Annotated in this window: 16 protein-coding genes; 2 read left to right on the forward strand and 14 right to left on the reverse strand. The window is 68.4% G+C overall.

The genetic code is table 11. The features are described 5' to 3' along the window. Positions 1 to 9: 9 nt before the first annotated feature. The 9 genes from RS901_RS22700 to RS901_RS22740 all read right to left on the reverse strand — a co-directional run bounded on the left by RS901_RS22700 (position 10) and on the right by RS901_RS22740 (position 8,442). The gene (locus tag RS901_RS22700) at positions 10 to 510 is read right to left on the reverse strand and encodes an AsnC family transcriptional regulator (protein WP_316156122.1); all 501 of its coding nucleotides are present in this window, start codon (positions 508 to 510) and stop codon (positions 10 to 12) included. Next, the gene (locus tag RS901_RS22705; RefSeq protein ID WP_316156124.1) at positions 510 to 974 is read right to left on the reverse strand and encodes an Lrp/AsnC family transcriptional regulator; all 465 of its coding nucleotides are present in this window, start codon (positions 972 to 974) and stop codon (positions 510 to 512) included. The genes RS901_RS22700 and RS901_RS22705 overlap by 1 nt, the downstream gene beginning before the upstream one ends. Further along, complete coding sequence (locus tag RS901_RS22710) at positions 971 to 1,960, reverse strand: Lrp/AsnC family transcriptional regulator (RefSeq protein ID WP_316156127.1); 990 nt, start codon at positions 1,958 to 1,960, stop codon at positions 971 to 973. Before RS901_RS22710 ends, RS901_RS22705 begins: the two co-directional genes overlap by 4 nt. 7 nt (positions 1,961 to 1,967) lie before the next feature. Beyond that, complete coding sequence (locus RS901_RS22715; protein ID WP_316156129.1) at positions 1,968 to 3,203, reverse strand: cytochrome D1 domain-containing protein; 1,236 nt, start codon at positions 3,201 to 3,203, stop codon at positions 1,968 to 1,970. After that, on the reverse strand, positions 3,143 to 3,505 hold the full coding sequence (locus tag RS901_RS22720; RefSeq protein WP_316156131.1) for a cytochrome c: 363 nt from the start codon (positions 3,503 to 3,505) through the stop codon (positions 3,143 to 3,145). The genes RS901_RS22715 and RS901_RS22720 overlap by 61 nt, the downstream gene beginning before the upstream one ends. 12 nt (positions 3,506 to 3,517) lie before the next feature. Continuing rightward, positions 3,518 to 5,182 (reverse strand): nitrite reductase, encoded by a 1,665-nt coding sequence (locus RS901_RS22725; protein WP_316156133.1) that lies wholly within the window; start codon positions 5,180 to 5,182, stop codon positions 3,518 to 3,520. A gap of 221 nt (positions 5,183 to 5,403) precedes the next feature. After that, the gene (leuD, locus tag RS901_RS22730) at positions 5,404 to 6,048 is read right to left on the reverse strand and encodes a 3-isopropylmalate dehydratase small subunit (protein ID WP_316156135.1); all 645 of its coding nucleotides are present in this window, start codon (positions 6,046 to 6,048) and stop codon (positions 5,404 to 5,406) included. Continuing rightward, a complete protein-coding gene (gene leuC, locus RS901_RS22735; RefSeq protein ID WP_316156137.1) occupies positions 6,041 to 7,459 on the reverse strand; it encodes a 3-isopropylmalate dehydratase large subunit in 1,419 nt (472 codons plus the stop codon). The genes leuD and leuC overlap by 8 nt, the downstream gene beginning before the upstream one ends. Positions 7,460 to 7,479: 20 nt before the next feature. Continuing rightward, positions 7,480 to 8,442 carry a tripartite tricarboxylate transporter substrate binding protein gene (locus RS901_RS22740; RefSeq protein WP_316156139.1) on the reverse strand — a complete coding sequence of 321 codons (963 nt, stop codon included), beginning with the start codon at positions 8,440 to 8,442 and terminating at the stop codon, positions 7,480 to 7,482. A 102-nt stretch (positions 8,443 to 8,544) separates the two neighbouring features. Here RS901_RS22740 and RS901_RS22745 point away from each other — a divergent pair, with 102 nt between their 5' ends. Together RS901_RS22745 and RS901_RS22750 are read left to right on the forward strand one after the other, a co-directional pair. Continuing rightward, positions 8,545 to 9,471, forward strand: a complete 927-nt coding sequence (locus tag RS901_RS22745) for a LysR family transcriptional regulator (protein WP_316156141.1) — start codon at positions 8,545 to 8,547, stop codon at positions 9,469 to 9,471. 117 nt (positions 9,472 to 9,588) lie between these two features. Continuing rightward, complete coding sequence (locus RS901_RS22750; protein WP_316156143.1) at positions 9,589 to 10,161, forward strand: DUF2889 domain-containing protein; 573 nt, start codon at positions 9,589 to 9,591, stop codon at positions 10,159 to 10,161. Here RS901_RS22750 and mobB read toward each other — a convergent pair. Genes mobB through narJ form a run of 5 tightly spaced genes read right to left on the reverse strand, consistent with a single transcriptional unit; the run spans position 10,127 to position 13,598 of the window. Beyond that, the gene (gene mobB / locus RS901_RS22755) at positions 10,127 to 10,684 is read right to left on the reverse strand and encodes a molybdopterin-guanine dinucleotide biosynthesis protein B (RefSeq protein WP_316156145.1); all 558 of its coding nucleotides are present in this window, start codon (positions 10,682 to 10,684) and stop codon (positions 10,127 to 10,129) included. The genes RS901_RS22750 and mobB overlap by 35 nt on opposite strands. Positions 10,685 to 10,688: 4 nt before the next feature. Continuing rightward, the gene (locus RS901_RS22760; RefSeq protein WP_316156147.1) at positions 10,689 to 11,396 is read right to left on the reverse strand and encodes a carbonic anhydrase; all 708 of its coding nucleotides are present in this window, start codon (positions 11,394 to 11,396) and stop codon (positions 10,689 to 10,691) included. A 15-nt stretch (positions 11,397 to 11,411) separates the two neighbouring features. Further along, positions 11,412 to 12,164 (reverse strand): peptidylprolyl isomerase, encoded by a 753-nt coding sequence (locus tag RS901_RS22765; protein WP_316156149.1) that lies wholly within the window; start codon positions 12,162 to 12,164, stop codon positions 11,412 to 11,414. A 27-nt stretch (positions 12,165 to 12,191) separates the two neighbouring features. Further along, positions 12,192 to 12,875, reverse strand: coding sequence for a respiratory nitrate reductase subunit gamma (gene narI / locus RS901_RS22770; RefSeq protein WP_316156152.1), 684 nt, complete (start codon positions 12,873 to 12,875; stop codon positions 12,192 to 12,194). Between the two features lie 6 nt (positions 12,876 to 12,881). Further along, a complete protein-coding gene (gene narJ, locus RS901_RS22775) occupies positions 12,882 to 13,598 on the reverse strand; it encodes a nitrate reductase molybdenum cofactor assembly chaperone (RefSeq protein WP_316156154.1) in 717 nt (238 codons plus the stop codon). Positions 13,599 to 13,609: the final 11 nt, after the last annotated feature.

Consider the following 13,609-nt stretch of genomic DNA (forward strand, 5'->3'; position numbering starts at 1 on the left):
CGGGGTTTCCTATCGGTCTGGGCCGGGCGGCGGCAGGCGCAGCCCGGTTTTCTTGAGGATGCGGGTGGACCACAGCACGTCGTGCGCGCGGCAGGCGTCGCCAAGCAATGCCGCGATCGCGGCAACCTGCGGCGCGGCGTCTTCGCGGGAGCGCGCATGGACCATCGCGAACAGGTTGTAGGGCCAATGCGGCAAGTGGCGCGGACGGCGATAGCAATGGCTGACGAAGGGCAGGGCGCCGATGCGCTCGCCCAGCGTGTCAATGCAAGCATCGTCCACGTCCCACACGGTCATGCCGTTGGCGCGCCAGCCCAGCCGGTAGTGGTCGGGCACGGCGCCGATACGGCGCAGCACGCCGCGCGCCTGCATCGCGGCGAGCCGCGTGATCACTTCGTGCTCAGTCAGGCCGAGTTTGTCGGCCACTGCGGCGTAGGGCGCCGGCACCAGCGGCAGGCCGGCTTGCGTGGCGCGGATCAGCGCCAGGTCGACGGGATCGACGGGCTCGGGCATCAGGCGGGCAGGTAGAGGTTGACGAAGAACTCGCGTTCCTTCGGGAATGGCAGGATCTCGACGCCGGCCGCCGCGGCAATGCGCGCAAGTACCGGCGCGACCTCCTCCGGCCGCGCCACCGCCAGCACGAACCACAGGTTCAGGTGATGCGTGCGCGCGTAGTGGTGGGCAACCTCGGGGTGCCCGTTGATGGCGGCGATCACGGCGTCCATCCGTTCGGCGGGCGCATGGCAGGCGCACAGCACGAAGCTTCCGCCCGCGCGCTCGATCTGGTACAACGGGCCGAAGCGCGTCAGCACGCCTGCGGCAAGCAGTGCGCACAGCCGCTCCAGCAGTTCGGCCTCGGTGATGCCGAGCGCCGCCGCGGCTTCGGCATATGGGCGCGGTACCAGCGGCAGCCCGCGCTGCAGCGCGTTGATGATGCGGCGGTCGAGTGGATCGAGTGCGGCGATTGCACGGGTCATGCCGACCCCTGCATGGCATAGCGTGTGCCGCGCTGCTTGTAGCAGCGCGTGCCGACCAGCACGGTCCCGGGCGCATGTTCCAGCCCGGCGGTGGCGTGGATGCGCGCCAGCGCCGGCTGCAGGTCCTCCGCATTGCGCGCATGGACCATCGCAAACAGGTTGTAGGGCCAGTCGGGCAGCCGGCGCACACGGCGGTAGCACAGGGTCACGCGCGCCTGCCGGGCCAGCCGCATGCCGATGGCGTCCACGTGCGCGTCGGGCACGTCCCACACGCACATGGCGTTGTGGCCGAAGCCGAAACGCCCATGCTGCAGCACCACGCCCAGGCGCCGGATCACGCCCTGCGCGGACCAGCGCGCCAGCCGCTCCAGGACCTGCGGCATCGGCATCCGCGCTTGCGCTGCCAGTGCGTGGAACGGCCGCGGCGTCAGCGGCAGGCCGGTTTCCAGTGCTGCCACCAGGCGCCAGTCGTCATCATCCAGGGCGACAGGCGCGGCGGGAGCGGCCGCGCTGGCCACGCGGCGGGCGCGTGCGCTGCCCGGGCGCGCCAGCGGGAAGCCGAGATCAATGTGATACTCGCGTGCCATGGGCAGGTCCAGCGGCGCCAGGCCGGTCATGTCCCCGATCGACGCCAGCGTGACGTCGAGCATGCGGCGCTCGCGCGCGCCCGCGACGAACCACAGGTTGTACGGGTGGCCGCTGCGCGCATAGTTGTGGCTGACCGCGGCGCAGGCGCTGACGCGCGCTGCCACGCGGTCCAGCTGGGCCGGCGGCACGGACAGCGCCGCCAGCGTGCTGACGCCGATCACGTTGGGCGCGAACACGGCACCGACGCGGCTGATGCGCCCGCCGCCCAGGTCGCGCGCTAGCAGGCTCAGCAGCGTGTGTTCACACAGGCCGAGCTTGCCGGCCAGCGCCTGGTAGGGCCGCGGCTGCAGCGGGAAATCGCGCTGCAGGGTGTCGTAGAGGTTCAGGTCATCGTACATGGTGCCCTTACATGCCGAACCGTTGCGCGCGCACGGTGAAGAAGATGCCGCTGGGGTTGTCGGCGGGCAGCGTGGCAATGCGCGCCAGGCTGGCGGTGTCGTAGACCTCGACACGGTTGTCGTCGCGGCAGGACAGCCACAGGGATTCGCCCTTGGGCGTGAATTCCATATGCAGCACGCCGCGGCAGGGATGCAGCGTGCGCACCACCTGGCGCGTGGCGGTGTCGATCACCTGCACCGTGTCGTTGTTGGGGAAGGCGAAGTTGACCCAGACCTGGCGTCCGTCGGGCCGTGCCATCACAAAGACCGGCTGGCCGGCCAGCGGCACGCGCGCGGCCTGCTGCCAGCCGTTGGCGGGGTCGGCCACCAGCACCTCATGACGGCCGATCGCCGGCAGCCAGGCCATGCTCTGGGCCATGGCCCAGCCGCGCAGGTGCGGCATCTTGTAGACCGGCAGCGGCGCGCTGCCGCGGCCGTAGCCGGAGAGCACGCGGCGCGACTGCAGCGGCGCCTGCCACAGGTCGACCAGCGCCAGGCCGTCCTCACCGAACAGGCCGGCCAGGTACCAGCGGCCATCGGGCGTGACCAGTCCGTCGTACGGCTCGCGGCCGGCGGGCAGGCGTGTCACCTGCGGCTGGCGCGGATCGCTGGCGTCGATGATCCAGATCTCGCCGGATTCGAACAGGCTGGCGGCAAAGCGGCGGCCGGGCAGGTCGGCCAGCCCCACCACCTTGGAGCGGCGGCCGTCATTGCCGATGGCCGGCAGCTCCGCCAGTGGCTCAAGCGTCTGGGCGTCGAACAGGCGGATGCCGCCGGGCGCGTAGTTCTGCGCGGCCACCACGCGGCCATCCTGCGAGATCGCGCCGCCGATGCTGTTGCCCGCCTGCAGCACGCGGTGGGTGATGCGGGCGCTGAACAGGTCCACGCGCGTCAGGCCCCCATCGCGGCCGAAGACATAGGCGTAGCGCGCATCGCGCGAGAACACCACGCTGGCGTGGGACAAATCGCCGAGTCCTTCCACCGTTGCCAGCCGGGTCATGCCGGTGGTCTCGACAATCTGCAGCCGCCCGGCAGCGCGCTCCACCACCACGCCCAGGTCGCCGGTGCCGCGCACGGTGCTGGCACAACCGGCCACCAGCGCGGCGGCAACGGTGGCGCACAAGGCCGCGGCCAGGCCGCGGATCAGTTGCCTTGCGGCGAGGCGGCCGGTGGCTTGCCGGCCTGCAGTCGATCGATCAGCCATTGGGCTTCATCCTGCGTCATGAAGGGTTGCCAGGGCGGCATCGCGGTGCCGGGGCGGCCGTACAGCACGGTGGCGGCGAGGCCCGCGGGCGGCTTGCCGGACAGTGCCTCGCGCGTCAGCGGCGGGCCCAGCCCGCCGCTGAGCGTCATGCCATGGCAGGCGCCGCAGTCATCGCGCAGCCAGTGCGCAAGCTGCGCCTGCCGGGCAGGGGTGGGCTGGGCCGCCGCGCCGGGCGCTGCGCCCAGCAGGGCCGCTGCCAGCCCCGCCAGCGCAGCGCGCCGCCAGGCGATGTGATTACGCATGGTGGCGCCGGCTCAGTACACGTCGTGCTGCGTGTTGTAGGCGTTGAACTTGCCGGTCGGGGTGACCAGGCGCTTGTCCTTGATCACGGTCTTGAGCGTGCGGGTCTTGTCATCGACCACCACCAGCGCGGACTCGCCGTCCTTGGTGCCCCAGACCGAGAACCAGACCTCGTCGCCGGCCTTGTTGTACTCGGCCTGCACCACGCGCCTGGCGCCCGCGCCCTTCAGGTCGGCCCAGTCGGCGATCGGCAGCACCTTGTAGCCGGCTTCCAGGTTGCGCGTGTCGAATACCGCCACCGACTGGTTGAGCTTGGCGTCAGTATTCAGCGGCGTGTCGACCCACAGGTTGGACGACTTCGGGTGGGTCTTGATGAAGAGCGAGCCGCCGCCCTGGCCCTTGATGGTCTGCACCACCTTCCACGCCTGCGCCGGGTGTCCGGCCGGATCGGTGCCGATCAGGCTGATGGTCTCGTCGCCAAGGTGGCTGGTAGCCCAGACCGGGCCGAACTTCGGATGCGTGAAGTTGGCGCCGCGCCCCGGATGCGGGGTCTTGCCCACGTTGATCAGCGCGGTCAGCTTGTTGTCCTTGGTGTCGACCACGGCGATCTTGTCGGACGCATTGGCGGCCACCAGGAAGTAGCGGCCGGTGGCGTCGAAGCCGCCGTCATGCAGGAACTTGGCTGAATCAATCGTGGTGGTCTTCAGGTTGGACAGGTCCGAGTAGTTGACCATCAGGATCTTGCCGGTCTCCTTGGCGTTGATCACGAACTCCGGATGGAAATGGCTGGCGACGATGGCCGCCACGCGCGGCTCGGGGTGGTATTCGTTGTCCACGGTCATGCCGCGCGTGGAGACCACCTTGAGCGGCTTGAGCGTGTCGCCTTCCATGATCACGTACTGCGGCGGCCAGTAGGAGCCGGCCACGGCGTACTTGTCTTCATAGCCCTGGTACTTGGAGGTCTCGACCGAGCGTGCCTCCATGCCGACCTTCACTTCCGCGACGATATCGGGCTTGGGCAGCCACAGGTCGATCAGGTCCAGCCGCGCATCGCGGCCGATCACGTACAGGTAGCGCCCGGACGCCGACATGCGCGAGATATGCACCGCGTAGCCGGTCTTGACGATATTGATGATCTGCTTGCTGTCGCCGTCGATCAGCGCGACCTCGCCGGCATCGCGCAGCGTGACCGAGAACAGGTTGTCCAGGTTGTATTGGTTCATCTTCCTGGTCGGGCGCTGGGCCACCGGCAGCATGTCCTTGCGGCTTTTCTCGATATCGGCCAGCGAGTACTCGGGCGGGGTCGGCGGGTCGAGCTGGATATAGCGCGCCATCAGGTCGACTTCCGGGTCGGAGAGATCGCCCGAGGTGCCCCAGTTAGGCATGCCGGCGGGGCTGCCGTACTTGATGAAGGTCTTCAGGTACTCGGTGCCGCGCGCGCGGGTGATGTCCGGCGTCAGCGCCTTGCCGGTGGCGCCCTTGCGCAGCACGCCGTGACAGCCGGCGCAGCGTTCGAAGTAGATTTGCCGGGCGTGGTCGAACTCAGCGGCAGTGAGGGTGGGGATCGCGGGCTTGGATTCCGCCTTCGGTTCTGCCTTGGTGGCTGCATGTGGCAGCCCGAGCCAGAGTGAGAGCGGCAATGCCGCGATTGCCGGGTACAGCCAGTTTTTTGCTTTCATGGGTGCCGTGGATCAGCGGTGAGGAAAGCGGTTTCGCGGTGCCCATGCCTGGGTGGCGGGCACCTGTCGTCATGTGGGAAGCATGCGGACACACTGACGACATGGAATTGACTGGCATCAAACGGCGGCGGTGGTGCGGGAACGAAGTGTGGGGTGGTTGATGTTTGTCGTTTGCTATGTTGCAAGCGCACCGTGGAGGCGGCGCGCTTGCAAGGCAGGCTTCAGGTCGCGCCCAAGCGGTCGCGCGTGCGCCTGGCCACGTTGGTTGTCCACGGGAACGCGGTCCGGTACTGCTGGATGAACTGCTCGATCTCGCCGCGCTGCCGCAGGGACAGGCCGATCATGTCCAGCCCTTCGATAAACATGCGGCGGTGCCGTGCCGACAGCTCGAAGGCGTAGTCGCCGGACGGAGTGCGCACGCGCATCGCCTCGACATCGAGGCTGATGGTGTTGCCCGCGTCCGCATCCACGTCGTTCATCAACGGCTCGATGACCTCGCGCGGCAGCATTACCAGCAGCAGCCGGTTGTTCATCGCGTTCGAATAGAAGATCTCGCCGAAGCTCGGCGCAATCACGGCGCGGATGCCAAATTGCTGCAGGCCCCAGACGGCGTGCTCGCGGCTGGAGCCGCAGCCGAAGTTGGCGCCGCTCACCAGGATGCTGGTGCCGGCGTACTCGCGCCGGTTCAGCACGAAGTCGGGGCGCGGCGCGCCGCTGGCATCGAAGCGGTGGTCGTAGAGAATGCCCTCGGCCAGCCCCGATTTGTCGATCCCACGAAGGAACTGCTTGGGGATGATCTGGTCGGTATCGAGGTTCTCGAAGCGGATGGCGGCGCCTTTGCCGGCGATGCAGGTGTGTTCAGGCATGGGTGATCTCCAGCTTGCGGACGTCGGTGATGACGCCGGTGACCGCTGCCGCGGCGGCCATGGCCGGGCTCATCAGGTGGGTGATGGCACCGCGTCCCTGCCGGCCCTCGAAATTGCGGTTGGTGGTGGAAGCGCAGCGCACGCCGTCGGCGAGCACGTCGTCGTTCATGGCCAGGCACATCGAGCAGCCCGGTTGCCGCCATTCAAAGCCGGCGGCGGTGAGGACTTCGGCCAGGCCCTCGCGCTCGGCCTGGGCCTTGACCGCGCCAGACCCGGGCACCACCATGGCCCTGACCCCGGCGGCCACCTTGCGGCCACGCACTACGCTGGCCACCGCGCGCAGGTCCTCGATGCGGCCGTTGGTGCAGGAGCCGATGAAGACGTGCTGGATCGGCGTGCCTGCCAGCGCGGCGCCCGGTTGCAGGTGCGTGTACGCCAGCGCGCGCTCGACCGAGCGCTGCTCGGCCTCGTCGATCTGGTCTTCCGGGAACGGGATCTGCCCGGACACCGGCAGCACCTGGTCCGGGCTGGTGCCCCAAGTGACGTAGGGCTCGATCTCGCTGGCATCGAACGCGAAATCCATGTCGAACACGGCCTCCGGATCGCTCTGCAGCGTGGCCCAGTAGCTGAGCGCGGCGTCGCGCTGCGGACCTTCGATATCCACGGCGCGGCGCAGCACATAGTCGGTGGCCACTGCATCCGGCGCGATCAGCGCGCCGCGCGCCGCGGCCTCCACGGTCATGTTGCACAGCGTGAAGCGGGCCTCGACGCTCAGGTCGCGGATCGCCGATCCACAGTACTCCACCACATAGCCGCGCGCACCTTGCGCGCCGATCGCGCCGATGATCCTGAGGATCAGGTCCTTGGCCGTGGTGCCGGCGGGCAGCTTGCCGTCCACGCGGATGCGCATGGTCCTGGCCATCCGGTAGACCAGCGTCTGGGTGGCCAGCACATGCTCGACTTCGGACGTGCCGATGCCGAAGCCCAGCGCGCCGAGCGCGCCGTAGGTGGTGGTATGGCTGTCGCCGCAGATCACCACCATGCCCGGCCGGATCATGCCGTGCTCGGGCGCGATCACGTGCTCGATGCCCTGCAGCGTGTCGTTGGTGTCGAACAGCGGGATCGCGTGCCGCTCGCAGTTGGCACGCAGCTTGGTGGCCTGCAGCGCCGAGGCCGGATCCGCGATCACGCGGATCGCGGTGGGGTGCGTCGGGATGATATGGCTGACCACCGAGACGTTCTGTCCCGGCACCAGCACGCCGCGGTCCTGTTCATGCAGCCCGGCGAAGGCCTGCGGGCTGGTGTACTCGTTCATCAGGTGCAGGTCGCAGTACAACAGCACATTGTCGTCGTCGATCCTGGCCACGGTATGGGAGTCGACCAGCTTCTGGTATAGCGTCTTGGGGGTCATGGCAACTGCCTTGTCTGTCGTTATTCCGCGGTGATGCCGCGCTGCCTGATCAGGTTGGCCCACACGGGCATCTCCTTTTCCAGGCGCTGGCGTGCCGCCTCGGGCGTGGTCGGGGTGGGCTCGAAGCCTTCCTTGAGCATGCGGTCACGGGTTGCCTGCGCGGCCAGCGCGGTGTTCAGCGCCGCGTTCAGCTTGTCGATCACGGGCCGGGGCGTGCCGGCCGGGGCAAACACCATGAACCAGGTCTCGAAGGCATAGCCGGGCAGGCCCGCCTCGGCCGCGGTCGGCACATTCGGCAACTGCGGCGAGCGCCTGGTGCCGGTGACGGCGAGCGCCTTGAGCTTGCCGCCCTGCACATGCTGCTTCGCGGCCGAGACCACCGGGAAGCTCATGTCGACCTGGCCCGCAATGGTGTCGACCAGGGCCGGGCCGCCGCCGCGGTACGGCACGTGGACGATGGAGACGTTGGCCACCGACTTGAACAGCTCGGCCGACATATGGAACGTGCTGCCGTTGCCCGCGGACCCGTAGGTCAGCTTGCCCGGCGTAGCCTTGGCCGCCGCGATCAGTTCCTGCAGGTTCTTGGCGGGCACGTTGTTGTTGACCACCAGCACATGCTGCGAGCTGGCGACCATGCCGATCGGGGCCAGGTCTTTCAGCGTGTCATACGGCATGCGCGGGAACAGGCCCGGGTTGATCGCCAGGGACACGGTCTGCAGGCCGATGGTGTAGCCGTCGGCGGCGGCCTTGGCCACGGCATCGACGCCGATATTGCCGCCGACGCCGGCACGGTTCTCGACCACGATGGTGCCGCCCAGGCTCTTCGACCAGACATCCGAGACCAGGCGGGCGGCGATGTCGGCGCTGCCGCCCGGGGCGTACGGCACGATCAGGCGTACCGGGCGCTGGGGATAGGACTGCGCCGCGGCCGTGCCGATCGACGCGGCACACAGCAGCAAGGCCGTGAGGTGGGCAACTTTCATGGGTGTCTCCTGGTTTAGGAATCGTTATGGAAACCATCGTATCATTCACCCAGAAGCACATAATTCAAACTCAGTTACTTCTTTATTTCCTGGTATTCACTAATGGATAACCTCTCGGACGTCGCGTTCTTTGCGTGCATCAACAAGCACGGCAGCCTGGCCGGTGCCGCGCAGGAGCTTGGCGTGACGCCGCCGGCGGTCAGCAAGCGGCTGGCGGGGCTGGAGGCACGGCTGCGCGTCCGGTTGCTGCACCGGACCACGCGCCGCATCAGCCTGACGCCGGAAGGGGAAAGCTATCTGGTGGAAGGGGCGCGGATTCTTGCGGAGATGGAGGCGCTGGAGCGATCGATCGCAGGCACCGGCAGCACCCCGCACGGCTTGCTGAAGATCGGCGCTACGCTCGGCTTCGGACGGCGGCATATCGCGCCGGCGCTGTCGGGGTTCTCGCGCCGTTTCCCGAATATCGAGGTCCAGCTCTATCTGACTGACCGGCCCCTGAACCTGGTCGAGCAGGGCCTGGACGCCATGATCCACTTTGGCGAGATGCCGGACGTGCGGCTGACGGCGCGCCTGCTGGCCAGCAACCGCCGCCTGCTCTGTGCCGCGCCGTCCTACCTGGAAGCGCGGGGCGAGCCGTCAAGCCCGCGCGAGCTGGCGCGGCACAACTGCATCTTCATCCGCGAAGCCGACGAGACCTTCGGCACCTGGCACCTGCGCCATGGCGCGCAGCAGGAGACCGTCAAGGTCCGCAGCACCATGAGCACCAATGATGGGGAATCGGCGCTGGCCTGGGCGCTGGATGGCCAGGGCCTGATCGTGCGTTCCGAGTGGGATGTTGCGGAGCACCTGCGCAGCGGCGCCCTGCGCCGGGTGCTGCCCCAATGGCAGTTCGCGCCCGCGGATATCCATTTGGTGTTCCCGGCGCGCAACCATCGTCCGGACAAGGTGCGGGCGCTGGTGGACTTCCTGCTTGATCACTTTGCCAGCCACCGTGCCTCCGGCGCGGGCAGCGCGGACAGCTGCTGGTAGCCATCTGGCGGCGATCATGCGCGGTACGGGGGCCGCGCCACCCGATATTGGGGGGCGATTCCGGCGCCACTAGCGTCCATCATGGCTGGCAATACCAGAAGCCTGATGGAAACGCGCATGGAAACAGCCCCGACGCCCCAACCCGGACGCACGCTGCGTCACACTCGCCAGATCGAATGCCGCGGCTATCTGCGCGACGATGGCCTTTACGATATCGAGGCCGAAATGCGCGACATTTCCGCCGATGCCACGGAAATGCCCTTTGCCCGCGTGCCAGCCGGTGGTTCGATCCACCATATGCGCCTGTGCATGACGATCGACGCGGACCTGGTGATCCGGGACTTCGAGGCCCGTACCGAGACCGGGCCGACACCGTTCTGCACGGAGATCAATGCCGCCTATCGCCAATTGCGCGGGGTGCGCATCGGCAGCGGCTTCCGCCAGGAGGCCCGGGCGCGCCTGGGTGGCGCGAAAGGCTGCACGCACCTGACGGAACTGCTGTCGCCGCTGGCGACCACTGCGATGCAGACGGTGATGTCGGTGCAGCGCGACCAGTCGCCGTGGCATGCCAAGCTGGCGGGAGACGCGGCGTTACCCAGGCCCTGGATACTGGACACCTGCCACGCCTACCGCATCGACGGCGATGGGGCCAAGGTCATCTGGCCGCTGCATCGCCGCGCAGGCGGCTGAGCGCGCAAGCCGCGGGCATCGCCGCGGCCGCATCCTTCATGGCGAGGATAAAGCTGCCGACCTGCGCGATGTCGTCCAGCGCCATGCAGGGTAGCACCGTGTCCATGCGCGCATCGGTGGCCAGCGCGATGATCGAAGCATCGCCCGGATAGTAGGGCGCACGCCCGTGCGCCGGTCGGTAGACCTCGATGCGCGGAATCGCCTCGCGCCGGAAGCCTTCCACCAGCGTGATATCGGCCGGCCGCAGGCGCGCCACCTGCTCGGCCAGCGTCGGCTCGGCCTCGTCGGCCAGTTCGCGCACGATGGCAAAGCGATATGGCGATGCCACCATCACCTCGGCCGCGCCGGCGGCGCGAAAGCGTGCGCTGTCCTTGCCCGGCGGCTCCAGTTCCAGCGGATGATGGCTGTGCTTGATCACGTTGACGGTCAGGCCCTGCGCGCGGAACCACGGCAGCAGCGCCGTGATCAGCGTGGTCTTGCCGCTGCCGGAGGTGCCGGTGATGCCAAGGATGAAGGGATGCATGGTGTCAGGGTTCGCAGGATTCGCGGAGTTCAGTTTGGGCGGGCAGGGGGCACACCAGCGGCAGGAAGCTGTCGGCACGCTGCGAATAGGCCAGCAGTGCGCCGGCCTGCAGGTCGAAATACCAGCCGTGCAGCGTCAGCCTGCCGGCCTCCAGAGCGCGCCGCACGAACGGGAAGGTCTGCAGGTTGCGCAGCGACACCAGGATCGCCGCCTGCTCGCAGGCGCGCTGGCGCTCGGCGGCGCTGGCCGTGGCCAGGGTTTCCTCTACCTGCCTGCGCGCCGGTGCGGCGATGCGCACCCAGGCGCCGATGTAGTCGGGGTCTTCGCTTTCATCGGGCGGATGGTCGCCGGCGTCGGCCGGCTGCGCCAGCAAGGCGCGGATGCCGCCGCAGCCGCCGTGGCCCATCACGATGATGCGGGCCACGCGCAGCTGCTGCACGGCAAACTGGATCGCTGCGGATACGCCGTGCAGGGTGCCTTCATGGCGGCCGGTGCAGGGCGGCACCAGGTTGCCGATATTGCGCACGGTAAAGAGTTCGCCCGGGTCGCAGCCCAGCAGCAGTCCAGGATCGACGCGTGAATCGCTGCAGCCGATCAGCAGTGTGGGCGGGCGCTGGCCGGTGCGTAGCGTGTCGAACAGCCCGGGCTCGTCGTCGAAATAGCGTTGCTGGAAGCGTTCGAAACCTTTGAGCAGTTGTTCGATGTGATGCATGGCGGCGTCCAGGCGCTACTGCACCAGCGGGCTGTCGGCGCCTTCCAGCTCGATGCCTTCGATGCGCGCGCGCCCGATCAGCAGGCTGGCGTATTGCTTCCAGGCACGATCGCGCGCGGCGCTGGCGAGGGCGCGGGCAATATCGCCGCGCACCGCATCGAAGGGCAGGCGCGTGCCGGGGCAGCGTTCCAGGACGCGCACGATATGCAGGCCATAACGGGTTTCAAGCAACTGCGGCAGCACGCCGTCCTGCTGCGCGGTGAACAGCGCGCGCTCGAATTCCGGCGCGGTCTCGCCGCGGAACACGCGGCCAAGCCGGCCGCCGTTGGCGCCGCTCGGGCAATTGGACAGCGCGCGGGCGTGCTCGGGGAAGGTGAAAGGATCGCCCCGCACCAGTGCCAGCGTCTGCGCGGCGATCTCGCGCAGCGCGTCCAGCGGCATGCGCGGCGTGACCTGGAACAGGATATGGTCGGCCTCGACCCATTCGCCGTCGCGGAAGCGCTCCGGGCGGCTGTCGTAGTGGCGGCGGCAGCTGGCTTCGTCTGGCTCGGGCGTGCCGGCTTCATGTGCCAGCAGCGCCTGCGCCAGCGCGTCGTCATCCAGGCCTTCGGCCGCCAGGCCGATGCGGTCGGCTTCGGCGCGCACCAACTGGCGCAGGATGGCCGAGATCGTGGCCAGCCGCGCCGGGTTGGCCGCATCGTGATGGTGGTCCAACTCGCGTTCGATATCGGCGTCGCGCAGTTCCACGCCGTTGACGGTGACAGGCATGCTGTTCTCCTTGTCCGATTGTGGCGCTCAGCGGCTACGCACCAGTTGCCAGGCGCGGCCGAGGTAGCCGACCGAAGCGAAGCCGCTCCACACATGCACCAGCCGCGTGAACGGGAAGATCGCGAACAGCGTGATGCCCATGAACAGGTGCGCCTTGAACAGCAGCGGCGCATCCGCGACATAGCTGGCGGCGTCGCCGCGCAGCGTGACGATGTGCTGCGCCCAGGTCATCAGCTGCACCATCATGTGGCCGTCCATGTGGCTGGCGGATTCGAAGATGGTGGACAGGCCCAGCAGCAGCGTCACCAGCAGCCACAGCAGCAGAACCTTGTCGCCGGTGCGGGTGACCGCCGACACGCGGGCGTTGGTCAGGCGGCGGTGCAGCAGGATCAGCAGCCCGGCCAGGCACATGGTGCCCATCACGCCGCCGGCGGCCATGGCCACGGCCTGCTTGAAGCCGTGCGAGATGCCCAGCGCATCCCACACCGCCACCGGCGTCAGCAGGCCCACCAGGTGCCCGAAGAACAGGCCGAGGATGCCGACGTGGAACAGGATGTTGCCGGTGCGCAGGTTGCCGCGATACAGCACCTGCGAGCTGTCGGTCTTCCAGGTGTACTGCTCGCGCTCGAAGCGCGCCAGGCTGCCGAACAGGAAGATGGCGGCAGCGATGTACGGGTAGATGCCGAAGAGGAATTGGTGGATCGTTGCCATGGTGTGTTAACCCATTGTCTGGTGTTCAGTTTGCATTGCCATGCCCTGCCAGCAGGCAGCCGGCACTGGCGCCCTGACACGCGGATCGCGCGGATAGAATTTCACTGCCTGCGGCCCGGTCTGCGGCGCCAGCAGCGGTTCCACGCCGTCGGCCCCCGGCCCGAAGGTTTCCAGCGCCTCGTCCATGTCGCGCACCGGCGGCTCCTGCTGCGGTTGCGGCTGTACGTCGGTGAGCGTGCGCAGCACCGCGAACACGCCGGCGTACGGGCTTTCGTTGCGCGCCAGGCGGTCGCCGATCGCGGCCAGCACGTGGATCGCGTCGCCCAGCAATTGCTCGGCGCGCGCTTCCTTGTCGTCGGCCACCAGCGCGCCGAGGAACTCCAGGAACAGCGGCACGTAGTCGGGCAGTTCCGACGCGGCAGGTTCAAAGCCGTCGCGCCGGTACTCATCGATCAGGTCGACCATGGCCTGGCCGCGGTCGCGGCTTTCGCCGTGCACGTGCTCGAACAGGTGCAGCGAGTGCGCCGGGTTGCGGTCGAAGGTGGCGACGTAGTTCTCCTGCAGCGCGATCAGTGATTCGCTGCGCAGCAGGCCGGTCACGGGGGCCAGCAGCTCGCGCGCCTGCGGCCATTCGGCCAGCGCGGCATCGATCTCGGGCAGGGCGTCCAGCAGATCCTGCTCGGGGTAGCCGAGCAGGACGCTGAGGATGGGATAGAGGGGCATGTTGTTCTCCG

This window comes from Cupriavidus sp. BIC8F (assembly GCF_032465815.1).
Taxonomy (GTDB): Bacteria; Pseudomonadota; Gammaproteobacteria; order Burkholderiales; family Burkholderiaceae; genus Cupriavidus; species Cupriavidus necator.